Genomic DNA, 26,990 nt, shown 5'->3' with positions numbered 1-26,990 from the left:
CTTGGAGAAACGACTGTAAGGAATGGGGGGATTCCGTGGAAAGCATCAAGAGATATTTGCATTTTGTCAAACCATATAAATGGCAGATAATCGGAACGGTATTAATCGGACTTTTAAAATTCGGGATTCCGCTGCTGCTTCCACTGCTCAGTAAGTATATAGTGGATGACATCATCGGAAATGGTGACCTGTCAAAGGCAGTGAAATCAGAACGGCTTTTATATGCCATGGGCATCATGCTATTCATTTTCGTTGCGATAAGACCTCCGATTGAGTATTACCGGCAATATTTCGCTCAATGGACAGGAACGAAAATTCTATATGATATTCGAAATGATTTGTTTACTCATATACAGAAACTAAGCTTTAAATATTATTCGAACACAAGAGTGGGAGAGGTCATCTCAAGGATGATCACGGATGTTGAACAAACGAAGAACTTTGTCATCACTGGTTTGATGAATCTTTGGCTTGATATTGCCACGATTATCATCGTGATAGCCATCATGTTCAAGATGGATGTGAAGTTAACGATTGTTTCCATCATCATGCTTCCGTTCTATGCATTCTCGATCAAGCATTTCTTTGGCAAGCTCAGAATTTATACAAGGGTCCGTTCCCAAGCATTAGCGGATGTACAAAGTCACCTTCATGAGCGGGTCTCAGGGATGTCCGTCATTAAAAGTTTTGCGATAGAAGATCGGGAACAGGAATTATTTGCACAACAGAATCAGAATTTCCTGGATAAAGCCTTGAAGCATACGAGCTGGAATGCCAAATCCTTTGCAGTCGTCAATACGATCACGGATATTGCACCGTTACTTGTGATTGGATTTGCCGGATACCAGGTCATTCAGGATCAATTGTCATTGGGGACGATGGTTGCGTTCGTTGGCTTTATAGATCGGCTTTATAATCCGCTCAGAAGGCTGGTTAATTCTTCAACGACCATGACCCAGACATTGGCTTCCATGGATAGGGTGTTTGAGTTTGTCGATGAAAAGTATGATATCGATGATGAGCCCGGTGCGAAAGAGCTAAAGCATGTAGATGGACATATCACATTCGCGGATGTATCGTTTGCGTATGATGAGGGGGAGGCACCTGTATTAAAGCATATAAATCTGGATGTCATGCCGGGAGAAACCATTGCACTGGTCGGCATGAGCGGCGGTGGGAAATCCTCTATCGTCAGCTTGATATCCCGCTTTTATGATGTGACACAGGGAAGGGTCTTATTGGATGGAACCGATATCCGGAACTTTCAAGTCCGCAGCCTGAGGGATAAGATCGGCATGGTGCTGCAGGACAATATCTTATTTAGTGAATCGGTTAAGGCGAATATCCTGATGGGCCGGCCCGATGCAAGTGACGAAGAAGTCATTGAAGCAGCAAAAGCGGCAAATGCCCATGATTTTATCACCGGGCTAAAAGAGGGGTACGAAACGAAAGTAGGCGAGCGCGGCGTGAAATTATCCGGTGGGCAAAAGCAACGGATTGCCATCGCAAGAGTTTTCTTGAAAAACCCGCCCATCCTTGTACTGGACGAAGCAACATCAGCCTTGGACTTAGAGAGTGAACATTATATCCAGGAGGCGCTGGACATTTTGGCTAAAAACCGGACAACCATCATCGTGGCTCACCGGTTGTCCACGATTACACATGCCGATCGAATCGTCCATATCGATAATGGGGAAATTACCGAAATCGGAACACATGAAGAGCTAATGAAAAAGCAGGGACATTATTACAGCCTGTTTCAGGTACAACAATTGGGTTCCTAAAAAAGGCTTTCATTCACCCGATCGCAGTATACAGAAAAAAAGGTTTCGGATGTTGCATTCCGAAACCTTTTTATTTTGGTTCAGTGTGTTCCTTTTTTCGAACCCAATGACCCGCACCCTCTGGTTAAGCGAACGCCTGCCTCCAAAACTGAGGATTGAAGTTCAATGAGTGAAGTGGAACGGTCCGACAATCAAAACAAGAAAAACCAAAGAAAGCTCAAATGGTTATTTGGCTTTCCTTTGGTATAAATATATTTTGTAAAGAACCCATCAAGAAATTCTTTTTTCATGTAAAGCTTTATTCTTGCTAGGAAGGATGTGCGGGAGATGCTTCATTCCTTCAGGCAGGGCGATACCGAAAATAATCAGGCCCATCCCGAACCATTGCAGTGACGTAACCTGTTCATTCAAGAAGATGACGGAAACGACCATTGCCGATGGCAATTCCGCAGCACAAAGGATTGTTCCAAGTCCGACCCCCACTTTCGGTAAGCTTACAGAGAAGAAGAAGAAAGGGATAAGAACGCCTAAAATGCCGAGCATTAACCCATAATACCATAGATTCGTTTGGACAAGGTTTGTAACGAGTGTGACAGGATTAGTCGTGAATACAGCAGTCAGCATCGCTCCCGTTGCAATGAAAAACAACCGTTTCATCGATGATTCCCCAACTGCGAATTGAGAGTTGCAATACATATAAAGCGCAAAAAGCAACGCGGATAACAGTCCGAACGATACACCCTTCAAGCTAAGCGCAGAGAGCGGCTGTCCGAAAATGGCTCCTGCAAACAATGTGCCGATGAACAGGACGAAAATGGCAATCAGCTTATTTTTATCCGGACGTCTCTTGTTTAGTAAGCTTTCAAGGAGGACACCTATCCAAGTGAATTGGAATAAGAAGACGACGGCAATCGAAGCGGGAAGCTCCGATACGGACACGGCATATGCCTTTCCGACGAAAGTGGACATCATGCCTGTAACCATCAACAAACCGACACTTTTCCAAGGCACTTTATATTTGAATGAGAAAAGGAATAAAACGGATATGATCAGCCAACCTAAGAGATATTGACTGCCGACCAGTTCACCGGAAGAATGGCCATCCATGAAACCAAATTTCATTTGGGTCGATAAGGTACCATATGAAATTGAACCAATTAACACCATTAGAGAATACTTCAAAAGTTGCATGTTTTTCACCCCTATAAAAATAAAAATCGCCACCTGCCAAAACGGCAAGTGACGAACGAAAAAAGGAAATCCTTTTAAAATTCCGTCTCTCAACAAAAGCTGAGTTTAAAAAAATGTTTGTGTTGCATGACCTAAGCTTAAGGTCTTGGTGAATAATTGTCAACCAGAAAAATAAGTAAAAGCTCCTCACCCTCATGAAGTAAAAGCGAAAGAAAAGGGGACCCGCAATCGCTATCTTCATCAATGAAAAAATCCCCAAAGGCAAATTTGCCTTTGGGGATTGCGAATTTCAGTCGTCCTTCTGCTGAAAATTCTTCAACTTACCACGGTATTCCGAGTCCTTCATCTTGCCAACGTTAGGTTTCTTTTCTTCTTGTGCTGGTTCATCGTTTGGTGTTTGCTTATGGAGCTTAGAAAGCGCCAAACGATAATCCTGGTCCTTCATTTTCAACTCATCGTCGTCTGCAGGGACGATGAGTTCGGTATCAAGCTCAGCAACTGAAGGGGAATCGAATTCGGATGAAGGCTCATCTTCCTTGATAACCGTCTTCTCTGCAGGTGATAAGGTTTTGATATTGAAGGTGATCAAGCCTGTGATCGCTAAAATCGCAACGATGATGATAATTAGAATTAAGCCCATTGAATCAAGCCTCCTAGAGCTCGTTTGTGAATGAACGGGTGACTTGGGCCACCCGTTTTCCCAATGCTTCCCCAAGCAGCAGGTCATTTTTGGAGATGTTATCATCCACACCTGGCGGGCAGCTTATTCCTACACCATAGTAGGATCCGTACAAGGCGTTTTCAGGAACGGTGCCAGGCAAGCCGACGATGATCATTCCTTGGTGGAGCATTGGGGTGATTAGATTGAGCATGGTTGCCTCTAGCCCTCCGTGTACAGTGGCCGTCGTACAGAATACAGCGCCCACTTTATTTATGAGCGCACCTTCGGCCCATAAATATCCAAGTTTATCAATCCAAGCTTTCAAACTCGAACTGATGGTTCCGAAATGGCCCGGGCAGCCCCAAATGATGGCATCCATGTCCTGAAGCTTATAAACATCCGCTTCGTTTACATGGTCAATGAGAACCTCGGCTCCAGGAACCGCAGCGGCTCCTTGGGCTATTGATTCGGCAAGTGCTTTTGTATGATTGCCTTCACTGTCGTATACAACATAGATTTTCATCCTGATACCCCCGTATGATTAAACAGATTTTTTCACTGGTGAAGGCAGCAAAGGTACATCCAATTTTTCTTCTTTAGCTTGTTGGATCGCTTTATCCTTGCGTACGTCACGTAAAAACAATGACAGTACGATCCCGACAACTGCAAATCCTGTTGCCCAAAAGAATGCATCATTGATACCCATAACATTAGCTTGCCCTTGGATTTGGGTGGAAATCAATGACATTGCCGTTTCCCTTGCTTGCTCACTCGTTTGATTCATTGTGCTCATGATGGATTGGACGATCGCCTGGAAATTCTGGACAAAGCCGGGATCACTCGTACTCATATCCATTCCTAAGGAAGTCCCGTGGAAAGAAGCACGATTTGTATAGATGGTGGTGACGAAGCTGGTACCGATCGCTCCGGTCACTTGCTTCAGTGTATTGCTCATAGCCGTACCGTGGGTATTCAACTGCTTCGGCAGCTGATTCATCCCGGCTGTCATGATCGGCATCATCAGCATGGACATACCAAAGGCACGGATGGCATAGATGATGACCAATGTCGAATAAGTGGTCTCTGTCGTCAGTCTAGCGAATTCGTAGGTCGTAATTGCAGTAATTGTCAACCCTACCAATGCTAATGGACGTGGTCCCACTTTGTCGAATAGTGCTCCTGAAATGGGGGACATCACCATCATGACAAGTGCTCCGGGCAACATTAATAGTCCGGATTGAACAGGTGTGAATCCTCTTAGTGTTTGTAAATAAATAGGCAATAAGAAAATGCCTGTAAACATGGCAACTGTAATGATGGCCGAAATGATATTCGATAATACGAACATGTCATATTTGAATACACGGAAGTCGAGCATGGGTTTATCTGATTTTAGCTGTTGTAACACAAATAGGGTCAACAGGATAAGTCCGACGATGATCGTTCCAAGAACGATCGAATCCGTCCAGCCTTTGGAACCTGCTTCACTGACACCGTATAAGAGTGAGGCAACACCTATCAAGGATAAAGAGGCACCCATAAGATCCAATTTGATTTTCTTGGGCTCCGCTACATTCCGCATACTCAATAGGGCAAGTATCATGACGATCGCGCCTAATGGCACCATTGCGTAGAACATGACGCGCCAGCTATATTCCTGAATGACCCAACCTGATAAAGTAGGCCCGATGGCAGGAGCGAACATGATGGCCAAGCCGAAGATTCCCATCCCTTTTCCGCGCATTTCCGGCGGGAAGATAAAAAGAATGATCGTCATGACCAATGGCTGCAGGATTCCTCCGCCAGCGGCCTGAATCAGCCGGCCCGTGAGAATGACTGGGAAATTTGGTGCAATCCCGCAGATGAGTGTCCCGATCGTGAATAGAAACATGGCAGCTAAAAATAGCAAGCGTGTGCCAAATCGTTCGATTAAAAAGGCGGAAAGAGGAATCAAGGCCCCGTTCACAAGCATGAAACCAGTTGATAACCACTGTATCGTAGTCGCAGCTACATTGAATTCGGCCATCATCCTCGGCATGGCGACACTAAGCAGGGTTTGGTTCAAAATGACCATGAACAAACCCAGCATTAAGATAATTAACATCGGGGCGAATTGCTTCATGCCCTTGTTTTCATTGATTGAGATTGTTTGAGAAGCCATTTAAGGAAAGCCTCCTTTCTGTATAACTGTGCAGCTTATTAATTGGTTGAAATTTTCACTTCTGCATTCATACCAGGCAGTACTTTATCGGATGGAGCTTTGATGGATATTTTAACTGGTACTTTTTGCGTGACTTTCGTATAGTTTCCGCTGCTGTTTTGATTGCCCATCACGGAAAAGACGGAAGTTGTAGCATAACCGATTTGTTCCAATGTACCTTCGAAGACTGTATCGGAATCTCCATCAATGATAATATCGACGCTGTCACCTTTTTCGATATTTTTCAATTTATTTTCCTCAATATTAGCTGTGATGGATAAATCATCCATATCTATCGTTTGGGCCAGTGTTTGACCCGCTTGAACCAGCTGTTCATCATGTACTTGAGTTTTAACGACAGTTCCTCGTGCTGCTGTCTTTACAGTTTCTTTTCCTTCTGCAGTGCTTACGGCAGCAACTTTATCGTTTTTGCTGACATTGTCACCTTCTTGGAGATCCCAATCCGCTAGCTTGCCGGCAGCAGGCGCAACGATCGTATATAAATCCCCTGTCACTTTTGCTTCGTCCGTTTTGATGAAATTCGTGCTTTCATAATAGTAGTAAGCCCCACCAGCTACAACCGCTAAAATAATAACCAAACCAATGACATTGATTAAAACTAAACGTCCTCTATTCACTTGTTTCGCCTCCAAAAATATTAATCAATGATACTTTTAAACATATATTGCCAAATTCCAATGACTTCACTTGACGTGTTTTATCTGCTACCTGCCCCCTATATCATATGTTTATTATTAATTTTAATAAATATTAATTTTTATAAGTATTAACATTAATAAGTAAAGAGTTTACCAGTTTAAATAATTTTTGTCATGTAATTTATTCCGAAAAATAGTGGGAAATAAATACAAATTATTGGGATTAATTTAAAATTTTTAAAGTTTTAAGGATATATGGGAAGGAAGGTTGACAATGTAATGGGGTTTAATTAAATTTAAGAGGTAGGATTGTCCTATATAAGGAGTGAGAAGGCTGGATTTTAAATGGGAAGTAACGAATAGTATAGAAATGCAGATTTTTCGGATTAGGAAGAAGCTTCGTGCCATCGTAGCGAAAAACCTTCAGCCTTATGGATTAACGTCGCCTCAGTTTTTCATATTATTGATATTAAAAAAAGAGGGATCGATTAAATCGACTGATCTGGCTGACTTTTTGACTGTAAAGCCAAGTGCGATCACCGTATTTGTGGATAAGCTGGTCGAAATGGGCTATGTGAAGCGTCAGCCCTCTGAAAAGGATCGCAGGGTCATCAACCTTGAATTGAAAGAGGCGGGAATAGACATTTTGGGGAAAGTACTTGCGGAGCATAACCGCTCGATAGGGAAGAACTTCAATTCATTCACCGAAGAAGAACTGCAGGATCTTATGGTTAAATTGGAAACGATTGAAAAGGCGGCAGATCAAAACCTTTTGGATGATTGACAGTACAGCCATCCTCAAAATAGAGACAAAAAAGACGGTTCCTGGGAACCGTCTTTTTTAATCTTCTTCATATTGTACAGAGATTTCGTTCTCATCCTTATGGAAGGACTGAAAGCTGACAATCAGCTTTTCAAGGTGCTCCAATTGTTCGTCATATTCGATGATGGAGGAAATCAATGGTACAAGACGGGCAGAGAGGTGGCCCAGATTATCATGCATTTCATCCACGTAATTTTGCTGTTCGAAAAAGTGTGCCAGCAGTTCTTTCCGACTTAAGCAATCCTGGTCCCAGTCCTCAATTTCCCCGATTGATTTGATTTTTTCAATATGCAATAAAATCAACTGCTCATGCTTCCGGATCAACGAATCAAGCTGATGTAAAATACTCTTCTGGAAATCCTCAGGCATTTGATAGATTTCGTTCTCGAATTTATGGATCCTCTTCAAGGTTTCAAACGCTTTTTTTGTTGTAATGATCATCTGCCGATAAATGACAAGCTTCCTGGCCTTAGCTAAACTGTTCTTTTTGAAGTATTCCCGTTCCTCTTTGTACATGGAATAGATATGTTCCAAATCGAGCAGCTCCGCTTTCAGGCGGCTGATGTCTTTCTTCAATAAAGTGTGTTCTGTAGCATGCCTTGTGCTGATCCTAATCCATTTCAGGATATCTTCCGTTACATCGGTAATCCGTGTATAAAGCTTTGCTTCATACTTTGGAGGAATGAATACGAGATTCACGATAAAAGAAGAAACGATACCAAGCAAGACGGAGGAGAGACGTATAAAGGCGAAATTCAGGAATTCCCCGTCCTGGCTTTCCATGATGGCGATGACAGTCACGATGGAAAGGACAATCGTTTTGTCCATTTTCAGTTTTAAATTGATGGTTATGACAACCATTACGGCAAGGCCGATGATAAAAATATCATTTCCGAAAAGCAAAACGAAGGAGACCGCAACCAACGCACCAATGATATTTCCTTGTATTTGCTCCAATACCGTTTGGTATGAACGGTATATGGTGGGCTGTATTGCAAAAATTGCAGCAATCCCAGAAAGGACAGGAGCAGGCAGATTAAGCAGTTCCGAAAGATAAAGCGCTAAAACGATGGCTATTCCTGTTTTGAGAATGCGGGCACCAAACTTCATATATAGGTAAATCCTTTCTTTATAATTTATATGGCACTATTTATATATAGACTATTGCTTAAAGTTGTATTCTAACTTATTTGTTAGTACTTTACACTAAAATAATGGGATGTAAACAAAAACTAACCTAGAGCAGATCCTTAAAGCTGCAAGAGGTAAATTCCAGTTTAATATATAACGAAAATATAGGCAATTTAATGGTTGTTTTCAACTGCTATTTTTCCGTCTTTTTCGCCAGTCCAAGCAAATCTGACTGAAAAAAACCGATGCTCGGATAGAAGAGCATCGGTTTTTTGACCCGATAGGTAATGAATGCGTCACTCCGTGGAAACAGCTGGGTCGGCCTGTTCCTTAACCGGCACGATCTGAAGGAAATGCTTTCCGGGATTTTGGAGCAGGACCTCCAGGGAGACAGCTTCTTCCGTTTGGCCCTGTTCCTTCAGCTGGGTTGTATAGTTGCCGAGAAGTTCGGCCACGTCCTGTATGCCTTGAAGAGAGAGGGGTTCGATCGAAATCTTCGCTCCTTTGGCGACCCGCTTCTTTATCACGTCCTTCGTTAAACCACTTTCAGGCTGTTGGCGTAAATATACGACTCCTCCGGTCATACCTGCACAAATCCATGGACCAGGATCGCCTAGAACCAAACCTCTGCCATTTGTCATGTATTCGAAAGCGAATCCTTTGATATTGGAGGTTACCGCAATATTACCGGTTTCCTTTTCGGGAATTGGCTGTTTCAACAATCCGCCAATGATCATATCCGCTCCCGAAAGCCGGATTCCAGCCCTTGCATCGGCATCCCCTTGGGCAATGAGCAGACCGTGCTGTGCACCGTAGCCGAAGCCCTTGCCGACCGAGCCATTGTAGAACCTCCCATCTTTTCCGGGGGATTTAAAGATGGCGATATTTCCGCCAATCGATGTTTTGCCGATGCCGTCTTGTGCGCCGCCGTTCACGCTGATCGTAATTCCCTCCGTATTGTAAGCTCCAAGGCCATTGCCTGGTATTGAACCATCCTGGTAGGAGAGGTGGACAGGGGGGAGCTTTTTGTATGATCCATCAAGCCTCCCCCTAACGCGATGACAGGAGACCCGGCTTCCGAGTACACGCTGTTCGGAAGTGATCGAGCTATAGCTGCGTGATTGCCGAAGGTCATCGACATGTGAATCGAGATATTCTGCACCAACTGCAACCTGCATCGAGCTTTCATCCAAATAGGCCTCTTTTTCCTGATTGGAAAATGGCGTTATATCCAGATTCTTTAATAGATAGGTTAAATCAAGGGAATGCTGCCCCTTAACTTGCTGGAGTAAATCGGAACGGCCGACGATGTCCTGAAGATTCTTCACGCCTAGCGAGCCGGTCAATCGTTTAAGTTCTATGGCAAATGCATTGTACATATTCATCAAGCCTTGAACGGCCAAATCGAATTTCCGGGGTACGAAACGCCGCAGCCCGTGCTCCTTCGCTTGTGCTTCGGATTCGATTTGTGTGGCGATGCCTACATGACAAGTATCAAGGTGGCAGCCTCGGCATGTCGTACAGCCGACGGCAATCATTGAGAGGGTGCCAAAGCCGACGCGGTTCGCCCCAAGCAGCATCACTTTCATGATATCCATCGAGCTTTTTAACCCGCCATCTGCCCAAATTTCCACACTTTGGCGAATGCCCGACTCAAGCAGTGCATTATGGGCAGCCTTCACACCGATCTCGACTGGAAGGCCGACGTGTGCAAGTGCATGAATCCTGGCAGCTCCCGTCCCGCCATCAAAGCCGGAAAGCGTTATGATATCGGCCCCTGCCTTGGCGACCCCGACTGCAATCGTGCCAATGTTTGGAACGACAGGCACCTTGACGGCTACTTTCGCTTTATCATTCGCCGTTTTCAATTCATGGATCATTTGAGCCAGATCTTCAATGGAATAAATATCATGGTTATTGGAAGGGGAGATCAAATCTGAACCGATTGTTGCATTCCGGGCTTCAGCGATTTTTGCTGTAACCTTCGATCCGGGAAGGTGCCCCCCTTCACCAGGCTTTGCCCCCTGGCCAATTTTTATTTCCAGGAGATTGGAAGAGTTCAAGAGCTCTGCATTAACACCGAAACGGCCGGAAGCGATTTGCTGTCCCCGTGATTTTGGGTATTTGCCCAGCATATCCTTGATTTCCCCGCCTTCGCCATTCATGCTGATCATGCCTAGCCGTTCGGCAGCCTCTGCATAAGCACGGAAAGCTATCTCGTTTTGCGAGCCAAAGGACATGGAAGCTATGACGAAGGGAAGTTCTTGCTCACCGATCGATAGATTGACTTTTTCAGATGGAATCGGAGCATCCGAAGTTTTTAAAGATGTTAAATGGCGGATAGCCGTAGGATTGGATTCTTCTTGCTCTGTGATCTTTTCGCGATAAGCGTCATAGTCACCGCTTGAAGCCACTTCACCAATCGACTTCCAAATTCTTGGGAATAAATGAAAGGTTTTGCCCATGCGTTCCTTATCATTGTTGAAATCTTCCGCGCGCTGGATGGCATCAGCCTTGATCTTGTCGAAATTAAAATCCAAGTCATCGGATCCGAAGAAGTTAGCGACATGTAAATAGGTTGCAATTTCCTCATGTAAGCCGATGCTGGAGAACAGTCTTCCATACCCGCGCAGCTCATGAATGCCGATGGTGGAAATGACCTTTTCAAGCCCCTTCGTCAAGGAGTTATATAGATTGGTAATCCCCTTTAGGTCCTCTGATGATAAGGAAAGGAACATATAATATGGACTGATCAAGTTTGCCCCAAGTCCATAAGAAACGATGATATCATGCAATGACCTTAGTGAGGCGGAACGTAAAAGGATGGAGCAATCCCTGCGCTTGCCTGTATGCACCAATGCTTGATCGACAGCTGACGTGACAAGGTGGGGATCCAGCAGCAGGTGATCGTTTTGATGGGCGAGGGCATCATCCAGAACGAGCAGCGTTTTGCCGCCATCGACCGCTTCGACCGCCTCATCCGTAATTCTTGTAAGAGCATCTGTAATGCTTTCGTCCACCTTGAATGTGCTGGAAATGAAGTGTGCGAGTTTTTGGTCCTGGTTATAATGAATGAACTGATCATAGCTTGGCTGCGAAAGGACGGATGAGCATTGATAACCCGTCAAGCCTTCAATCAATAAGGGAGTAAGCAGTTCATGAATTTTGCCGGCCTTTTTGGCTTCAAATAGGGAAGGGCGTATTCCGATGATGGTCCTTGTCGAGAAGTGCTCCGTTTCCCGATCCCTGTCGATGGCCGGATTGGTTACGACCGCTACGCTCTCCTTGATGAAATCTGCAATATTGGTCCGTTGAGGATTGAGTGCCGCCAGCGGCGCATCATGACCAAGGGATCGGATGGGTTCTGCACCTTTCTCGGCCATCTGTTCCACCAATTGAACATGCTCCCGCTCCCAGCCAAAGGCTTTATATTGCCCATTATGAATGGCTTGCATGTTTTCCATCGTGACAACTTTTTCAAAAACATGCGGCTGTAAGCGGAAACGATCATCGGAAAGGACGAATCGATCATTGAAGAGCTCGAAGACTTTATCCTGAAAATCCTTATAGGTGTATAATTCAATGCGGTCGCCGTTCCACTTTAAGCCGACTTTTTCTCCTGGTCCCAACGGTTTGGGGTCTCCCGTGAATTCACCGGAAGGGATAATCCCAGGTTCGGACGTGAACATATAGGAGGTTTCCGTTTCGATATTCCACAACGGACGCAGGCCTAAAGAGTCGACGGAGAACACGGCTTCGTCGCCGAAGCGCGAAATGATTCCAGCCGGTCCCTGTGCAAAATGCCCCCATGCTTCCCGTAAATACGTATATAAGTCCTGCAGGTGATCGGGATATTCCTTGATTTCATTAATGATCGGCGGGAACATGAGGTCGACGGCTTCAAACAAAGAGTAGCCATGCCGGCATATGAAGGTTTCGATGGTCTTGTTCAAATCCTGCGAGTCGCTTCCGTCTTGGGCGATGGGCACGCCGATCATCCGCGCTTCATCACGTAATTTGGCGATCGTGTTGATTTCGCCATTATGGCCAAGCACACTGAAAGGCTGGACCCGAAAGAAGCTTGAAAGGGTATTGGTGGAAAAACGATTATGCCCAAGTGTCATCGCAGAGGCTGCCAGTGGGTCGGCAAGATCAAGATAGTAGGCAGGAAGGGTATCCCCGGCGCCCATCACCTTGTAGACTGCATAATGCTGGCTTAAGGATGCAACATGGATGAAATCACTTTTTTCGATGTCTGAGGTCAGCTCAAAAAGAACATTTGAAAGCATCTTGCTTTTGGTGTTTGCGGCAGAACAGGCAAACTGCCAAAACACAGGGTCTTCTTGGATGGCGATTGGCCCCAATGCCTCAGAGCGGTATGCTTTATCCGTCTCGAAGATCAAGGAAAGTCCATGCTGAAGCAGCTTCTCTTTGACTTCGAACTTTAGTTCGTTAGCTTCAGCTTTTTTGCTTAGAAATAGGTGACCGACTATGAAGCCTTCTTGATCGACGAAGCCAGGATCAACATTCTCCGCTTCAAGCTTTTTTTTCCAAAGAGCCCGCGGAATATCGATATGGATTCCGGCGCCATCGCCTTCTCCATTGATGAAGCCGCAGCGATGGTTCATTTTAACCAGGGCATCGATGCAGGCAAAGATGTTGTCGTTTGTAGGGACTTTCTTTTTTTCGATGCAGGCAACAATTCCGCATGCATCATGTCCTTGCTTGTGAAATTCATTGAATGTAGCGGGTGTCCATTGGTGGATCATATATGCGGCTTGAATAAGGTTACCCTTATTTTCTGCCCTTCACCTCCTATAATCGGGGAAATATTAATAAACCTGAACGATAGTCCAAGTTCTTGATAGATTGAAAGAAAGGGTATAAATGTAATTAAATGTATCCATATCATATCATCTAAATATTCAGAAATCAATTTTTTATACAATCGATTGGATGGGGTATTGGAGGCGATTTTCGTCGGTAATGAAGTGAAAGGGCCAATTTTAATGATTATTTTACCTGGTGATTAGAAAACCCCAAGAATGAAGTACATCTTGGGGTGTATAAAAAATGCATAATTATTAGATTGTCGTATCTTGAATCAAGTTTTTGAATGCATGTTCAACCGCTTTGAGGGTATAAGCGATATCGTCCTCCGAATGCGCGATCGTCAGGAACCACGCTTCGTATTTGGAAGGAGCCAAATTGATGCCTTGGTGGAGCATCAGCTTGAAGAACCTCGCGAACATTTCACCATCCGTATTCTCAGCCTGCTCATAGTTTTCAATTCGTTCCGTCGTGAAATAAATCGTCAAGGCGCCCTTAAGGCGGTTGATCGTGATAGGAACATTATATTGAGCAGCGGCCTTTTGGATACCATCTTCAAGGATTTTTCCTAATCGATCAAGCTTGTCGTACAGCCCTTCCTCTTTAAGCACCTCCAAGCAGGCTATTCCGGAAAGCATGGATGCCGGATTTCCAGCCATGGTACCTGCTTGGTAGGCAGGTCCGAGGGGAGCGACGGTTTCCATGATTTCCTTTTTGCCGCCATAGGCACCGATCGGGAGTCCGCCGCCGATGATCTTGCCAAGGGCGGTCAAATCGGGTTGAATTCCCAAGAAGTCTTGAGCGCCGCCATACATGAATCGGAAGGCGGTGATGACTTCATCGAAAATGACCAATGATCCAGCCTGGTGGGACAAGGAAATGACTTCTTCAAGGAATCCTGGTTTTGGTTCGACGATTCCAAAGTTGCCGACGATCGGTTCAACGAGTACGCCTGCGATTTCGTTTCCCCATTTATTCAATGCTTCCTTAAATGGTTCGATATCGTTGAAAGGCACCGTTATGACCTCTTGGGCGATGCTTTTAGGGACTCCGGCAGAATCCGGTGTTCCAAGTGTGGACGGCCCTGACCCTGCGGCTACAAGAACAAGGTCGGAGTGACCATGGTAACAGCCGGCAAACTTAATGATCTTATCGCGGCCGGTATAAGCACGGGCCACGCGAATCGTCGACATGACTGCCTCGGTGCCTGAATTAGTGAAGCGAACCTTATCGAGGGATGGTATGGCCTCTTTCAGCATTTTGGCGAATTTGACCTCATGCTTTGTTGGAGTGCCATATAAAACGCCTGTTTCTGCTGCTTCAACGATTGCCTCCGTAATATGCGGATGGGCATGCCCCGTGATGATCGGGCCATAGGCAGCCAAGTAATCGATATATTTATTTCCGTCGACATCCCAGAAGTAAGCACCTTTGGCATGATCCATCGCGACCGGTGAGCCGCCGCCTACTGCCTTGTATGAACGCGAAGGACTGTTGACCCCTCCGACGATATGTTCCAATGCCTCTTTATGTAAAAGCTCCGAATTACTAAAATCCAATCTTAAAACCTCCTAAAAGTACAAACATATTCCCCTTAATCATAGCACTTTTTGATCCGGAAATCTGGGGGTGGGGGCCAAGGCCTTTAGAAAATCAGGCTGAAGCTTGAAACTGCTGGGTTCCTTGTCGGTTATTTTCTGGTGGAAACCGAATCAGGAGCCAAAAACGTGGTCAGGAAGGTTAGGATGTCCACAATGGTGGCAGGCTTTTCGATGTCGAAGGATTGGCGTTTCATTTCGCCCTCGGCTTGGTAATAGATAAGGCGGCCGGTGCCTTTTTCTTCATTGATTACGATTTGGAAACTTAAGGGGGTGCTTTCGATTGATCCGGCGGAATCCCTTTCAATGACCTGGCACAATAATTGACCATAATCATCTTCGTAAAGGAAGTCGTATCGAAGTCCGATGACGACCTTTTCAATTTGGGATAATAAAAATTCTTTTAGATTCATGGCATACTTGTCTCCTTTATATATGTATCTTTTGAATGGCAGAAATTCCCGGAAAAAGGGAGGCGAAACATCAGGCATTTTTATTGTCTAAAAAGCGGAGGTTGGATAAACTAATGCATTAGGACATGAGATTACGGAGGATGTAACAGGATGAGTGATGCAATTCAAGTGAAACAGCTGCGGAAGGAATTCAAGTCGGCATCAAGCCGTTCAGGACTAAAAGGAGCCTTCCGGGATTTACTTACAAGGAATTATAAGATCGTCCCTGCAGTCAATGATATCAATTTTACAGTAAAAAAGGGAGAGATGGTAGCTTATATCGGGGAAAATGGTGCCGGCAAATCGACGACGATCAAAATGCTCACAGGTATTTTGGAACCCACGGCAGGGGAAATCGCGGTCAATGGCATGAACCCGCACAGGGAAAGGGAAAAGTTCACCCAGACTATCGGGGTCGTATTTGGCCAGCGCTCCCAGCTTTGGTGGGATATTGCCGTTCAAGAATCCTTCAGGCTGTTAAAAAAGGTTTATAAGGTGACGGATGAACAATATGACAATCATATGGAACATGTCATCAAGACGCTCGATATCGGTCCTTTGCTCGACAAACCGGTGCGAAAACTCTCGCTTGGCCAGCGAATGCGCTGTGAGCTTGCGGCAGCGTTGATTCACAATCCGCCATTGCTGTTCCTGGATGAACCAACCATAGGGCTTGATGTGCTCGTGAAACTGAAGATTCGTGAGTTCCTGAAAGAAATCAATGAGAAATATAATACGACCATCCTTTTGACAACCCATGATTTAGGCGATATTGAGGCGCTTTGCGAGCGCGTGATCATGCTGGATGAAGGCAGGATCATTTATGATGGGGAATTGCAGGGGTTGAAGGATAATTGGGCCGAGGAAAAACAAATTCATTTTCAATTCATCGAAGCGGTTTCCTTGCAGCAACTGCAATCCTTACCGTTCCCATTTACGGCAAACTGGGTTTATGATGAGAAAAGCCAAACATACATTGCCTTGCTGAAAGAAGAAGGGGACCATATTTCTCAGCTTGTGTCTGCTGTCGTCTCCCATTTTAAAATTAAGGATATCAAAATTCATGAGACGTCCATTGAAGAAATCGTTCGCAATATATATGAAGAAGGCACTGTCTGACTCTCTTATCATTTAAGAAACAACGTGTCTATCAAGGAGGGAGAGTGCCATGGGGAAATATTTAGCGATGATTCGCATGCGATTTTTGATGATGCTTGCGTATCGAACGGATTATTATACCGGCATCTTAATTTATAGCATCAATATTGGTGCTTATTATTTCTTGTGGAATGCAATATATGGAGAAAAAAGCTCCATTGAAGGCCTGTCAAGTATGCAAATGACAACCTATGTGGCGGTTGCTTGGATGGCTAGGGCCTTTTATTTCAATAACATTGATCGCGAAATTGCCACTGAAATCAAGGATGGCAAGGTCGCCATTGAAATGATCCGACCTTATAATTATTTAGGGATGAAGACGATGCAGGGTCTCGGGGAAGGTATATTTCGTTTCTTCTTTTTCTCGATTCCGGGCATGCTGCTTGTAGCTTTGATTTTTCCGATTGAACTGCCGAAAGAACCGGCAACATGGTCCATATTCGGGGTTTCCTTGCTGTTCAGCTTCATCATCAATACCCAAATAAATTTATTGACGGGAATCACCACCTTTTTCCTTTATAACAATGCAGGGTTGATCCGGGCTAAACGAGTCATCATCGATTTATTTTCCGGACTTTTGCTGCCCATCAGTTTCTATCCAATGTGGGCGCAAGAGGTGATGAAATATTTGCCGTTTCAAGGGATTAGCTATGTACCAAGCATGATTTTTACGAATGGATACAGCTCAGGGGAAATTGGCATGGCTCTTTTACAGCAATTCATTTGGGTCGTCATACTCATAATACCGATTCAGCTTTTATGGATAGTCGCAAAAAAACAGCTGATTATTCAAGGGGGTTGATCGGATGTTTTATGTTTCGATGTTTTTTCAATATGTGAGTCAATATATGAAAACAAGATTGCAATATCGGGCGGATTTTTTCATGGAAATCCTATCAGATCTGCTGAATCAGGTCGTGAATTTAGTATTCATCTTGGTCGTTTTTGGCCATACCCAGTTTTTAAGCGGGTGGAGCCGAGAAGAAATCATATTCATCTATGGATTCTTCCTTATTCCATTCGCCCTTTTTTCAGCCTTCTTCAATATTTGGGATTTCAACGATCGCTATATCGTCAAGGGTGAAATGGACCGGATATTGACCAGGCCGATCCATAGCCTGTTTCAAGTGATCTTGGAAAGAATCGAACTTGAATCGCTATTTGGTGTTGTGACCGGTTTGATCATAATCGTATACTCGGGAGTTTCATTGAATCTGGAGCTGGCGTGGTATGATCCGATTCTCTTCATCCTCTTTTCAATAGGAGGGGCGCTTGCTTATGCAGCCATCTTCATTGCTATAGCAAGCATTGGATTCTGGTCGGATGCAAAAACGTCCATCATGCCGATGATGTACAATATCGGGAACTATGGACGCTATCCTGTCGATATCTATAATAAGGTCATTCGCTTTGTCCTTACATGGGTGCTGCCATTCGCGTTTGTCGGTGTTTATCCGGCATCTTATTTCCTTAGGAAAGAGGAGTGGTATGCGTATGCATTCGCCACACCTGTAGTCGGGGTCGCCTTTTTCATGGTATCCGTCGTCATTTGGAATCAAGGGGTGAAGCGGTATCGCGGGGCAGGAAACTAAACAAGAACTCCCTTCAGCCATCAGGCGGAAGGGAGTTCTTTTGCTTATTTACGCTTTTTCTTTCTTTCCATATACCTTGCCTGTGCTTCGGCATATTGCTGCTTTTCCATTTCCGTTTCCGGAATGACCAATGGAACTTCGGTCGGTTTTCCATCTTCATCAATGGCAAGCATCGTTAAAAAGGCGCGTGCCGTAAGTTGTTTTTCACCGGTTAATAAGTTTTCCCGCTCCACTTTCACGAATACCTCCATGGATGTGCGATGGGCACATGTTACATAAGCCTCGAGGTTAATCGCATCTCCTGTCTTGATGGGTGCCAAAAAATCAAAAGAGTCACTTGATGCGGTCACGACGGGTTTTCGGCAATGGCGCATAGCCGAAATGCAGGCTATTTTATCGACATAGGCCATTACCTTCCCGCCAAAAATGGTATTGTGATGATTCGTATCAGGCGGGAAAACAAGGTCGGTTAAAAAGGTCCGTGACTGCTGTGTAGGATGTCCTGGTGCTATCTCTACGTCATTTTCGATCATTTGCCGGTTGTTTGGGCCAGTAGATTTTCGCGGACGATTTTGGCAGCCTCGACCATATTTTTAAGGGAAGCAACCGTTTCAGGTACGCCCCTCGTCTTCAGGCCGCAATCAGGATTGATCCAAAACTGGTCTTTATCCAATACCTTGATGCCGCGCTCAATCATGTCGACCATTTCCTCCACAGCCGGAACCCTTGGACTATGAATATCATATACCCCTAGGCCAATTCCTTTTTCGTACGTCTTTTCCTCGAATGCTGAGGCGAGCTCCCCGTGGCTGCGGGAAGTTTCGATGGAAATGACATCGGCATCAAGGGAAGAAATGACATCCATGAAACTGTTGAAATCACAATAGCACATATGCGTATGGATTTGCGTTGTATCTTCCACGCTAGATGTGGAGATCAGGAACGACTTCACCGTCCAGTCCAAATATTCGTCACGATCGCTTTTTTTCAATGGAAGTCCTTCTCTAAGTGCAGGCTCATCAACTTGGATCATTTTGATTCCGGCTGCTTCCAGGGCAAGGACCTCTTTATCCAAGGCAAGGGCAAGCTGGTAGCACACATTCTCCCTGGAAATATCATCACGGACAAATGACCAGTTCAATATCGTTACAGGACCCGTAAGCATTCCTTTTACCGTTTTCTTTGTCTGTGATTGAGCGTAGACGCTTTCCTTGACCGTCATCGGCTCGATGAAATGAACATCGCCATAGATGACGGGGGGCTTGACGCAACGAGATCCATAGGATTGGACCCAGCCTTTTTCCAAAAAGACGAATCCTCCAAGCTTATGGCCGAAATATTCAACCATATCCGTCCGCTCGAATTCTCCGTGAACAAGAACGTCGAGGCCGATTTCTTCTTGAATATCGATCCATCTGGAAATCTCTTCATGAATGAATGATTCATACTGGGCAGCCGTCCATTCTCCTCTTTTGAATTTACTGCGCGCCTGCTTCACTTCGAATGTCTGTGGGAAACTGCCGATCGTTGTTGAAGGGAGAAATGGCAAATTGAAAAACTCCCGTTGTTTTTGGTAACGCTCTTTGAATGGCAGCTGACGCCCCGATGTCTTGGATTTCGCCTTTTCAACAGCTTGTTGTACTGCTTTATGATTCCGCGCTTGGGAACCGGCTAACGTTTGGATTGCCAATTTATTCGCATCGATTTTTTTGCTGATTGTATCCAAACCTAGATTGCTTCCTTTGACTAGAAGTGTGATTTCTTCAAGCTTCTCATCTGCAAAGGCAAGTGCTTCCTTCACCTCTTCAGCAAGCGCGGTTTCATTGCGGACGGTCACTGGAACATGCAGCAGGGAACAAGAGGGCTGGAGCCAGATTTTATCTTCTGCGACTTTGTTCTTGATCGTCTCAATCAATTGAAGCTTGCTCGATAAATCGGAAAGCCAAATGTTTTTTCCGTCAATCACGCCTGCACCGAGCATTTTGTCTGTGGGGAAGCCGAATGTTTCAAGATTGCTAAGGTTTCTGCCTTTGTCATGAACAAAATCAAGCCCGATTCCTTGAACGTTCAGTTTGGTTACCGCTTCGTAGTGCTCCACCGCATCAAAGTATGTTTGGAGCATGATGTTCAGGTGAGGAGCCGCTTCATTCAGTTTTTCGTAGAGGTATGTAATAGTTTCCATATCATCCTTGGAAATCGATGAAACGAGGGAAGGCTCATCGATCTGAACCCACTGCACACCTTCCTGCTCCAACTCTTGCAGGATTTGTGTGTATAGCGGGAGCAGGCTTAGGATGATGCCGGGAACCTCTTCTTTACTGAAGCCCTTGGAAAGGGAGATGAAGGTATAAGGTCCGATCAGCACCGGCTTTGTTTCAATCCCGAGCTTTTCCTTTGCTTCCCGATAGGCAGCAAGCGGCTTGTTTTCTGTCAAAGTCAGCTGGGATTGCTTTAATTCAGGCACAATATAATGATAATTCGTATTGAACCACTTCGTCATTTCTGATGCGACTTCGTCCTTGTTACCTCGGGCCATTGAATAATAAACGGACAGCGGAACACTGCCGCCTTCATAGGCGGAATAACGTTGGGGGACGAGTCCGAACATGACGGACGTATCGAGCATTTGGTCATAAAAAGTAAAGTCGTTGGCAGGAATGATATCAATGCCTTGATCTTTTTGTTTTTGCAAATTCCCCAACCGGATCGCTTCCAGTTTTGCTGCGAATTCGGTTTCATCAATTTTCCCTGCCCAGTAAGCCTCTAACGTGCGTTTCCATTCACGATCTTCCCCGATGCGCGGGTATCCCAGATTACTACTTTTCAAAATTTCCATCCTCCTACATTCTTTGAATTTGATTGAAATGCATCAAAAAAAGCACCCCTAACAGTCAAAAAGAGAAAGTTAGAAATGCTTAAAATAAAGCGGCAAGCAAAATTGCCACCTACATGAAAGGTTCCTAACACCTCCCTATCTCCCGTAGGTTAAAACAGTGTTGTTGAAACAGGCAGGTCTCCTGACTTAGGGTTTGTCGCTAGCGGCAAGCCTTCCCAACCCTAAAGGGTCAGTGGCATATCGGGTGGCGCTAACAATCCCATTACAGTGGCGGGACCGTGCCGGGGTTACACCGGACTTCCCTTTTAATCCTAATGAACAATGAATATTAGGAACCTGTTTCCACTATGAAATTCAATAAGGTAAAAATTTATAAAATAGAAACTATTATAAAAATTTAGACAATCTTATCATATCCGACAAAAAGGGTCAACAAGCAAAAGTTTCGTATATAGGAGCTTGTGCCATCGCTGAAGTCTTGCCAAGAAAGAATATATTGGTTGGACAGGGAGTATGTATAAGGAAGCGGGCGTTTTGAAATGGGGCGTGGGGGATGACTTTCTACATCTTGATTGCAGGAATCATTTTTTGCATGGTGATGAGCATTCGGACGTTATTTCTTGTTGAGTCGGGAGGGAAAAAATTCTCGCTTGAAGATATGCTTTGGCTCGGCAATTTATATGCGACGATATTGGTTGGTTTTGCGCTGATTTACTTATTATACGAGCTTCAGAATCATTCGGTGATTCTTGATATGGGCAATCGCTTGGACGGAACTTTTTATGAACAATTGAAAACTTCTTTTTATTTTAGTGCAATGACGATGTTTTCTGTAGGATATGGAGACATAGCCCCAATAGGCATGGGCCGGATGATCGCAACTATCCAGGCATTCATCGGATACACGCTTCCGGCGGCATTCGTGATCCGCGCGGTGATCGATCTTGATCAGAAGGATAGGCACGATAAATGAAAGTTGTGTTTCTTTCAAATATTGGGTACCCTTACCATAATGAAGAAAATGGAGGGTTCAATATGACTGTTAAAATTGACGAAAAAGCACCTGATTTTCATTTGCCTGCCAATAACGGAGAAATGGTATCCCTTTCGCAGTTCAAGGGCAAATACGTTGTTTTATATTTTTACCCAAAAGATATGACTCCGGGCTGCACGACACAGGCTTGTGATTTTCGGGACCACAATGGGCACTTTGAGGAATTGGATGCCATCATCATTGGCATCAGCCCGGATCCAGCCGCACGTCATGAAAAGTTCATTGAAAAACATGGATTGCCTTTCCTTTTGCTGGCTGATGAAAACCATGAAGCTGCAGAAGCATACGGTGTATGGCAATTGAAAAAGAACTTTGGCAAGGAATATATGGGCATTGAACGTTCAACCTTCTTAATCGACAAGGAAGGCATCCTGGTCAAAGAATGGCGCAAAGTAAAAGTCAAAGGCCATGTCGAAGAGGCTCTTGAAACGCTTCGTGACTTACAAAAATAAGGACCTGCGAATAACGCAGCTCGCTGTAAAGCTGATACATCATTCGATAAGATTGAAGCCAAAAGAAAGAATCCTGATTAGGGGCCATATCCAAACGAAGCCGCTAATGAAAGAGCTGATCGATGAAGTTTACAGAGTTGGCGCATTTCCATATGTAGAACTGGAAGAAACTGAAATAAGCCGTCACCTGCTGCGAGGGAATGTAAAGGAACAGCTTGCCACTTCAGCGCAATGGGCGTTGAAAAAATATACCGATATTGATGCTCTCATCATCATAGCTGGTGATGAAAGTGCAACGGATGTACCTGTTGAGATGCACCGTCTTCAAGGGGAGATGATGCATCCCGCGACGCTTTTTTATGTAAACAATCGACGGTGGGTCTTGCTCAATTACCCCACTAGCACATCTGCGCAAAAAGCCGGCATGAGCTTCGGCAAGTATGAAGACTTCCTTCTAAACGTATGTACTATGGATTACGGCAAAATGGAGGCAGCGTCGGAACCGCTCAAGCATTTGATGGAACGAACTGACAAGGTCAAGATCATTTCACCAGGGACGGATTTGTCCTTTTCAATCAAAGGAATGCCGGCAATCAGCTGCGCTGGTAAAAATAACTTGCCTGATGGCGAGGTGTTTACGGCACCGCTGAGGAAGAGCGTCAATGGGACGATTTCGTTCAATGTCCCCACCGCCTATGAAGGAACCTCTTTCAGTAATATACAATTAACATTGGAAAAGGGAGAAGTCATTAATGCCGTTTCCGATCACATGAATAAAATGAATGAGATACTGAATATTGATGAAGGTTCACGTTTCGTCGGCGAATTTGGCATTGGAATCAACTCCTGCATCGTGAAGCCCATGGGCGATATATTGTTCGATGAGAAAATAAGCGGCAGTCTGCACCTTGCAATGGGTGCTGCCTATGATGAGGCTGATAATGGAAATCATTCCTCGATTCATTGGGATATGGTTTTGATCCAGCGTCCCGAATATGGGGGTGGGGACATTTATTTTGATGACGTCCTGATCAGAAGGGATGGTCTTTTCGTTCTGCCGGAGCTCCATGATTTGAATCCCGATTCAATGGAATAGCGCCTTTTTATTAAGGGTAAGGCTTTTGTCCAACTCAAAAAGGGTACACCTGAATATGCTTTATTAAGGGAATACCTCCTCAGAGAAAGTTGCGCGGGACATACAGAGCCCGTGTTTTTTTATGTCAATAATAAGGGAGAGATAAAACATGTTAATACTTTCAACGATCATTCCAGATGAAGGAATCCAAACGAAGATGAAGGCAGGTTTTCCTGAACTGAATTTCACCTATCAACCAGGTTGGGAGGATGGGCCGCTTAGTGAAGCGGAAGTTTTCATTACATATGGCGAGGATTTAACTGAAGAGATCATTGAGAAGGCAAAAAACCTGAAATGGATCATGGTCATGAGCGCAGGGATGGAATTAATGCCTTTTAAGGCAATCGAAAAACGCGGGATCATGGTGACGAACGCAAGAGGCATTCATAAAATACCAATGGCCGAGTATACGATAGGGATGCTTTTACAATATGAAAAGAAACTGAAGCTGCTCATGAAAAACGAAAGAGAGGAGCGGTGGGACAGGAAGATCGAGGTAGGGGAACTGAATGGCAAAACGATGCTCGTCATCGGTACCGGTGCGATTGGCGGGGAAGTTGCCCGCCTAGGTAAGGCCTTCAGGATGACGACACTCGGAATGAACCGGAGCGGAAAGCCAGTGGAATGCATCGATCACATGTATACTCTTGACTGTTTGTTGGACGTCATGGCGAAAGCGGATTATATTGTGTCCGTATTACCCAGTACGGATGAGACGAAACACCTTTTGAAAAAGGAACACTTTAAAGCGATGAAAGACACCGCCGTATTTGTCAACATCGGACGCGGCGATCTGGTTGAGGCTGATGTGCTGCATAAGGCTCTCGAAAGCGGGGAGCTATCACATGCCATCCTGGATGTATTCGATCCGGAGCCTTTAAGGGAAGGGCATCCGTTTTGGAGCATGGAGAATGTAACGGTAACACCTCATCTATCAAGTAAAAGCGGCGAGTACTTACCAAGGACCTTTGCCATTTTCGAAAAAAACATGCTTGAATACCTGAAAGCCGGAAAAGACTTCATCAACCTAATCGACTTATCAAAAGGATACTAAAACCATATGAAAATGGGAAAGATTCATCTAGATGGCGAATAAACTAAAAAAAGAACGGGACGGCATAGAAATATTGACAAAATCAACGAATAGAAGGTACACTATTTATAAATATTACAATCTAAGAATTCATACTTAATTAGAAAACGAGGTGGATGACGGTGTCTGAAGTTCAGTTGAAAGAAGCGTTGGATTCTTTAAAAGATACCGGTGTAAGAATAACTCCTCAACGCCATGCGATTCTTGAATATTTGATAAACTCTATGTCACACCCTACAGCTGATGATATATATAAAGCACTGGAAAGCAAATTTCCAAATATGAGCGTGGCGACGGTTTACAACAACCTCCGTGTTTTCCGTGAGGTCGGATTGGTTAAAGAACTTACCTATGGTGATTCGTCAGCAAGGTTTGACTTCGTAACCACGAATCATTATCATGTAATCTGCCAAACTTGCGGAAAGATAGTGGATTTCGATTATCCCGCATTGGATGAGGTCGAGCATTTCGCAGCACAGGTGACTGGTTTCAATGTGAGCCACCATCGGATGGAAATTTACGGTGACTGCTCGGAATGTGCGAAAAAAGAAAGCCATTAAAAAAAGTTCCTCCACTTGGTTGGAACTTTTTTTCTTGTTATGAAGTAAGGATGGATTCAGCCGGACCAAATTCCTTTAGTCATGCAGGCTTTTTCGATTGTACTTTTCGTTGAATTCTTCGCCTTCAAGCTTCTTGTCAAGGGTCAGCGGTTCTTCGCAATGCATGCAAATGTCCACGCGCCCTAATATTTTTGTCGGCTTGCCACAGTTAGGGCAGACTACTTGAATCGTTTTGGTTGAGAGCATCCCTATCCAAAAATAAACCCCGGTGCTTGCAATGATGAATAAAAGTCCAAGCCCCATGAAAAGCGTCATGACTATAGGATGCGTTTTGAAGAAAAGTCCAAGATACATCACGATAAAGCCGACGAAAATCAAACTTAAAGCAAATGTACGGATTTTATTGATTTTGCTAGAATATTTAGCCATGGATTTTTCCCTCCTAAAATATAACTTTAACTATAACATAAACAAAGGATGGAACAAAAAAGAAATAAAGGATACATATTACTAGTGTTGAACCGTTTTCTGAAAGTGAAATAAGCAGGATTTTGAAGAGTTTTGTCGAACGTATAAAAAAAAGGTTTTGGAGGAATTTAATGATGGAAGATATCCTTCGCCCGATTTATCAAGAGCGAGCAAGCTTAAAATCTACACTTGGGATTTTGTTAATAGAAAAGAAAGATGATAATAGCCCGATTACGGATACATTTGACTACATCCTCTTTGTCGTTGCGGATGAAGCTGAAGAGTCCGTGTATTTAAAGCATTACACATACAAGGATAAAAAGGCAGCCTTGCATATCGTAAAGAAAGATCAGCTACAGGAGTGGCTTTTATTAGGGACGAACCGTAAAGTGGTTGAATGGATCTATAATGGAAAGGTCCTTTATGACCGGAATGAATATTTGGACCATTTGAAAACCGAAATCCGGGAATTCCCTTTCTATGGCAGGAAGCTGAAAATGGGAATGGAGTTCGCGAAGCTGATACGCAGGTACATGGACGGGAAAAGCTTCTTTGAAAAAGGACACCATCTTGATGCCTATAACCATATTGTTCATTCCCTGCATCATTTGGCGCGATTGGAAATAATCGAACAAGGCTTTTATCCGGAGGTAACTGTCTGGAATCAAGTGAAGCATATGGAACCCGAAATCTATAAGCTATATAAGGAATTGATAAGCAGTGAAGAAACACTTGAAAAAAGGCTGGAACTTCTTTTCCTTGCAAGTGAATTCCTTATTTATTCGAGGACTAATGCAGGTTCACAGCATTTGGTTGAAATAATGGGAACGAAAGACGAAGCATGGACGATCGCTGAGCTCATGGAGCACCCCGAACTTAAATATTATTCAGTCGATCTAGGTGTACTAATAGAGTATTTGATTGAGAAGAAGGTAATCGATGTCATCGAAGTGGAGACGAAGGGACACGAGGTGTATCATCGATATTACTCCGTGTGAAAAAACTTTTAAAAAAATTGCATATTATTATTGACCGATAATAATATAGGTGTTATATTAATACATGTCGCTGCGGGACATCAGCTTTCGCAGCTTCATCAAAACAAAAAAATAAAAAAACATGTTGACAACTCGATTGGAGACATGGTAAGATGTAAAAGTCGCTTACAAGGTAAACGGCAAGAAAAATTGCTCTTTGAAAACTGAACAAAACAAAGCGCCAACGTTTTTTAAAGTGAGCACACACTATCAAAAAAAAGCAAATGAGCAAGTCAAACATTTCTTCGGAGAGTTTGATCCTGGCTCAGGACGAAC

23 protein-coding genes and 1 riboswitch are annotated in these 26,990 nt (G+C 44.2%); of the genes, 11 read left to right on the top strand and 12 right to left on the bottom strand.

Translation table 11 applies throughout. The features are described from left to right. Nucleotides 1-35: 35 nt before the first annotated feature. Complete coding sequence (locus tag QNI08_RS17655) at nucleotides 36-1,784, top strand: ABC transporter ATP-binding protein (RefSeq protein WP_285768716.1); 1,749 nt, start codon at nucleotides 36-38, stop codon at nucleotides 1,782-1,784. Between the two features lie 270 nt (nucleotides 1,785-2,054). Here QNI08_RS17655 and QNI08_RS17650 read toward each other — a convergent pair whose 3' ends face one another. From QNI08_RS17650 to QNI08_RS17630, 5 genes are all read right to left on the bottom strand, one after another. Continuing rightward, on the bottom strand, nucleotides 2,055-2,975 hold the full coding sequence (locus QNI08_RS17650) for an EamA family transporter (RefSeq protein ID WP_285768715.1): 921 nt from the start codon (nucleotides 2,973-2,975) through the stop codon (nucleotides 2,055-2,057). A 289-nt stretch (nucleotides 2,976-3,264) separates the two neighbouring features. Continuing rightward, nucleotides 3,265-3,615: a hypothetical protein gene (locus tag QNI08_RS17645; RefSeq protein WP_285768714.1), complete on the bottom strand. Its 351-nt coding sequence runs from the start codon at nucleotides 3,613-3,615 to the stop codon at nucleotides 3,265-3,267. 13 nt (nucleotides 3,616-3,628) lie between these two features. Continuing rightward, complete coding sequence (locus tag QNI08_RS17640; RefSeq protein ID WP_285768713.1) at nucleotides 3,629-4,159, bottom strand: NAD(P)H-dependent oxidoreductase; 531 nt, start codon at nucleotides 4,157-4,159, stop codon at nucleotides 3,629-3,631. An 18-nt stretch (nucleotides 4,160-4,177) separates the two neighbouring features. After that, nucleotides 4,178-5,782 (bottom strand): DHA2 family efflux MFS transporter permease subunit, encoded by a 1,605-nt coding sequence (locus tag QNI08_RS17635; RefSeq protein WP_483313794.1) that lies wholly within the window; start codon nucleotides 5,780-5,782, stop codon nucleotides 4,178-4,180. 53 nt (nucleotides 5,783-5,835) lie between these two features. Beyond that, on the bottom strand, nucleotides 5,836-6,474 hold the full coding sequence (locus QNI08_RS17630; RefSeq protein WP_285768711.1) for a biotin/lipoyl-containing protein: 639 nt from the start codon (nucleotides 6,472-6,474) through the stop codon (nucleotides 5,836-5,838). Nucleotides 6,475-6,820: 346 nt separating this feature from the next. Between QNI08_RS17630 and QNI08_RS17625 the strand changes: the two genes are divergently transcribed. Next, nucleotides 6,821-7,279, top strand: a complete 459-nt coding sequence (locus QNI08_RS17625) for a MarR family winged helix-turn-helix transcriptional regulator (protein ID WP_285768710.1) — start codon at nucleotides 6,821-6,823, stop codon at nucleotides 7,277-7,279. A gap of 57 nt (nucleotides 7,280-7,336) precedes the next feature. Here QNI08_RS17625 and QNI08_RS17620 read toward each other — a convergent pair whose 3' ends face one another. The 4 genes from QNI08_RS17620 to QNI08_RS17605 form a co-directional block, all read right to left on the bottom strand. Further along, a complete protein-coding gene (locus QNI08_RS17620) occupies nucleotides 7,337-8,428 on the bottom strand; it encodes an aromatic acid exporter family protein (protein WP_285768709.1) in 1,092 nt (363 codons plus the stop codon). 317 nt (nucleotides 8,429-8,745) lie between these two features. Continuing rightward, entirely contained in the window at nucleotides 8,746-13,218 is a 4,473-nt protein-coding gene (locus QNI08_RS17615; protein ID WP_285768708.1) for a glutamate synthase-related protein, read from the bottom strand. A gap of 315 nt (nucleotides 13,219-13,533) precedes the next feature. After that, the gene (locus QNI08_RS17610) at nucleotides 13,534-14,838 is read right to left on the bottom strand and encodes a glutamate-1-semialdehyde 2,1-aminomutase (protein WP_285768707.1); all 1,305 of its coding nucleotides are present in this window, start codon (nucleotides 14,836-14,838) and stop codon (nucleotides 13,534-13,536) included. A gap of 131 nt (nucleotides 14,839-14,969) precedes the next feature. Further along, nucleotides 14,970-15,290 (bottom strand): hypothetical protein, encoded by a 321-nt coding sequence (locus QNI08_RS17605; RefSeq protein ID WP_285768706.1) that lies wholly within the window; start codon nucleotides 15,288-15,290, stop codon nucleotides 14,970-14,972. A 150-nt stretch (nucleotides 15,291-15,440) separates the two neighbouring features. On the opposite strand from QNI08_RS17605, the gene QNI08_RS17600 reads away from it, so the two are divergent. From QNI08_RS17600 to QNI08_RS17590, 3 genes are read left to right on the top strand one after another with little or no spacing between them, the layout of a single operon-like run. Then, entirely contained in the window at nucleotides 15,441-16,448 is a 1,008-nt protein-coding gene (locus QNI08_RS17600; protein ID WP_285768705.1) for an ABC transporter ATP-binding protein, read from the top strand. A gap of 49 nt (nucleotides 16,449-16,497) precedes the next feature. Next, nucleotides 16,498-17,289, top strand: a complete 792-nt coding sequence (locus QNI08_RS17595) for an ABC transporter permease (protein ID WP_285768704.1) — start codon at nucleotides 16,498-16,500, stop codon at nucleotides 17,287-17,289. A gap of 4 nt (nucleotides 17,290-17,293) precedes the next feature. Continuing rightward, nucleotides 17,294-18,079 carry an ABC transporter permease gene (locus QNI08_RS17590; protein WP_285768703.1) on the top strand — a complete coding sequence of 262 codons (786 nt, stop codon included), beginning with the start codon at nucleotides 17,294-17,296 and terminating at the stop codon, nucleotides 18,077-18,079. A gap of 44 nt (nucleotides 18,080-18,123) precedes the next feature. Here the strand turns inward: QNI08_RS17590 and QNI08_RS17585 are convergent, their stop codons facing one another. Then, the gene (locus QNI08_RS17585) at nucleotides 18,124-18,612 is read right to left on the bottom strand and encodes an acyl-CoA thioesterase (protein WP_285768702.1); all 489 of its coding nucleotides are present in this window, start codon (nucleotides 18,610-18,612) and stop codon (nucleotides 18,124-18,126) included. Then, nucleotides 18,609-20,915 carry a 5-methyltetrahydropteroyltriglutamate--homocysteine S-methyltransferase gene (gene metE, locus QNI08_RS17580; protein WP_285768701.1) on the bottom strand — a complete coding sequence of 769 codons (2,307 nt, stop codon included), beginning with the start codon at nucleotides 20,913-20,915 and terminating at the stop codon, nucleotides 18,609-18,611. Before metE ends, QNI08_RS17585 begins: the two co-directional genes overlap by 4 nt. 154 nt (nucleotides 20,916-21,069) lie before the next feature. Then, nucleotides 21,070-21,270: riboswitch (cobalamin riboswitch) on the bottom strand. A 198-nt stretch (nucleotides 21,271-21,468) separates the two neighbouring features. Between metE and QNI08_RS17575 the strand changes: the two genes are divergently transcribed. From QNI08_RS17575 to perR, 5 genes are all read left to right on the top strand, one after another. After that, nucleotides 21,469-21,888, top strand: coding sequence for a potassium channel family protein (locus QNI08_RS17575; protein WP_285768700.1), 420 nt, complete (start codon nucleotides 21,469-21,471; stop codon nucleotides 21,886-21,888). A 62-nt stretch (nucleotides 21,889-21,950) separates the two neighbouring features. Further along, nucleotides 21,951-22,421, top strand: coding sequence for a thioredoxin-dependent thiol peroxidase (gene bcp / locus QNI08_RS17570; protein WP_285768699.1), 471 nt, complete (start codon nucleotides 21,951-21,953; stop codon nucleotides 22,419-22,421). Continuing rightward, nucleotides 22,393-23,517 (top strand): aminopeptidase, encoded by a 1,125-nt coding sequence (locus QNI08_RS17565; protein ID WP_285768698.1) that lies wholly within the window; start codon nucleotides 22,393-22,395, stop codon nucleotides 23,515-23,517. Before bcp ends, QNI08_RS17565 begins: the two co-directional genes overlap by 29 nt. A 148-nt stretch (nucleotides 23,518-23,665) precedes the next feature. After that, entirely contained in the window at nucleotides 23,666-24,610 is a 945-nt protein-coding gene (locus QNI08_RS17560) for a D-2-hydroxyacid dehydrogenase (RefSeq protein WP_285768697.1), read from the top strand. Between the two features lie 155 nt (nucleotides 24,611-24,765). Beyond that, a complete protein-coding gene (perR, locus tag QNI08_RS17555) occupies nucleotides 24,766-25,209 on the top strand; it encodes a peroxide-responsive transcriptional repressor PerR (protein WP_483313792.1) in 444 nt (147 codons plus the stop codon). 75 nt (nucleotides 25,210-25,284) lie between these two features. Here perR and QNI08_RS17550 read toward each other — a convergent pair whose 3' ends face one another. Further along, nucleotides 25,285-25,638: a YgzB family protein gene (locus tag QNI08_RS17550; protein ID WP_285768695.1), complete on the bottom strand. Its 354-nt coding sequence runs from the start codon at nucleotides 25,636-25,638 to the stop codon at nucleotides 25,285-25,287. A 173-nt stretch (nucleotides 25,639-25,811) separates the two neighbouring features. Here QNI08_RS17550 and QNI08_RS17545 point away from each other — a divergent pair, with 173 nt between their 5' ends. Beyond that, on the top strand, nucleotides 25,812-26,675 hold the full coding sequence (locus QNI08_RS17545; protein ID WP_285768842.1) for a nucleotidyltransferase-like protein: 864 nt from the start codon (nucleotides 25,812-25,814) through the stop codon (nucleotides 26,673-26,675). The last annotated feature ends 315 nt before the right edge of the window (nucleotides 26,676-26,990 follow it).

The organism is Peribacillus folii (assembly GCF_030271255.1).
Taxonomy (GTDB): Bacteria; Bacillota; Bacilli; order Bacillales; family DSM-1321; genus Peribacillus.
The sequence above is the reverse complement of the archived record's forward strand: the minus strand, read 5'-3'. Positions and strand labels throughout refer to the sequence as shown.

What these genes read in the sequence shown, in the direction of transcription:
- QNI08_RS17595 (WP_285768704.1), top strand. Translation starts at nt 16,498, where the DNA reads ATGGGGAAATATTTAGCGATGATTCGCATGCGATTTTTGATGATGCTT.
- QNI08_RS17545 (WP_285768842.1), top strand. Translation starts at nt 25,812, where the DNA reads ATGGAAGATATCCTTCGCCCGATTTATCAAGAGCGAGCAAGCTTAAAA.
- QNI08_RS17550 (WP_285768695.1), bottom strand. Translation starts at nt 25,638, where the DNA reads ATGGCTAAATATTCTAGCAAAATCAATAAAATCCGTACATTTGCTTTA.
- metE (WP_285768701.1), bottom strand. Translation starts at nt 20,915, where the DNA reads ATGGAAATTTTGAAAAGTAGTAATCTGGGATACCCGCGCATCGGGGAA.
- QNI08_RS17645 (WP_285768714.1), bottom strand. Translation starts at nt 3,615, where the DNA reads ATGGGCTTAATTCTAATTATCATCATCGTTGCGATTTTAGCGATCACA.
- QNI08_RS17585 (WP_285768702.1), bottom strand. Translation starts at nt 18,612, where the DNA reads ATGATCGAAAATGACGTAGAGATAGCACCAGGACATCCTACACAGCAG.
- QNI08_RS17605 (WP_285768706.1), bottom strand. Translation starts at nt 15,290, where the DNA reads ATGAATCTAAAAGAATTTTTATTATCCCAAATTGAAAAGGTCGTCATC.
- QNI08_RS17640 (WP_285768713.1), bottom strand. Translation starts at nt 4,159, where the DNA reads ATGAAAATCTATGTTGTATACGACAGTGAAGGCAATCATACAAAAGCA.
- perR (WP_483313792.1), top strand. Translation starts at nt 24,766, where the DNA reads ATGACGGTGTCTGAAGTTCAGTTGAAAGAAGCGTTGGATTCTTTAAAA.
- bcp (WP_285768699.1), top strand. Translation starts at nt 21,951, where the DNA reads ATGACTGTTAAAATTGACGAAAAAGCACCTGATTTTCATTTGCCTGCC.
- QNI08_RS17615 (WP_285768708.1), bottom strand. Translation starts at nt 13,218, where the DNA reads ATGATCCACCAATGGACACCCGCTACATTCAATGAATTTCACAAGCAA.
- QNI08_RS17560 (WP_285768697.1), top strand. Translation starts at nt 23,666, where the DNA reads ATGTTAATACTTTCAACGATCATTCCAGATGAAGGAATCCAAACGAAG.
- QNI08_RS17600 (WP_285768705.1), top strand. Translation starts at nt 15,441, where the DNA reads ATGAGTGATGCAATTCAAGTGAAACAGCTGCGGAAGGAATTCAAGTCG.
- QNI08_RS17650 (WP_285768715.1), bottom strand. Translation starts at nt 2,975, where the DNA reads ATGCAACTTTTGAAGTATTCTCTAATGGTGTTAATTGGTTCAATTTCA.
- QNI08_RS17590 (WP_285768703.1), top strand. Translation starts at nt 17,294, where the DNA reads ATGTTTTATGTTTCGATGTTTTTTCAATATGTGAGTCAATATATGAAA.
- QNI08_RS17620 (WP_285768709.1), bottom strand. Translation starts at nt 8,428, where the DNA reads ATGAAGTTTGGTGCCCGCATTCTCAAAACAGGAATAGCCATCGTTTTA.
- QNI08_RS17575 (WP_285768700.1), top strand. Translation starts at nt 21,469, where the DNA reads ATGACTTTCTACATCTTGATTGCAGGAATCATTTTTTGCATGGTGATG.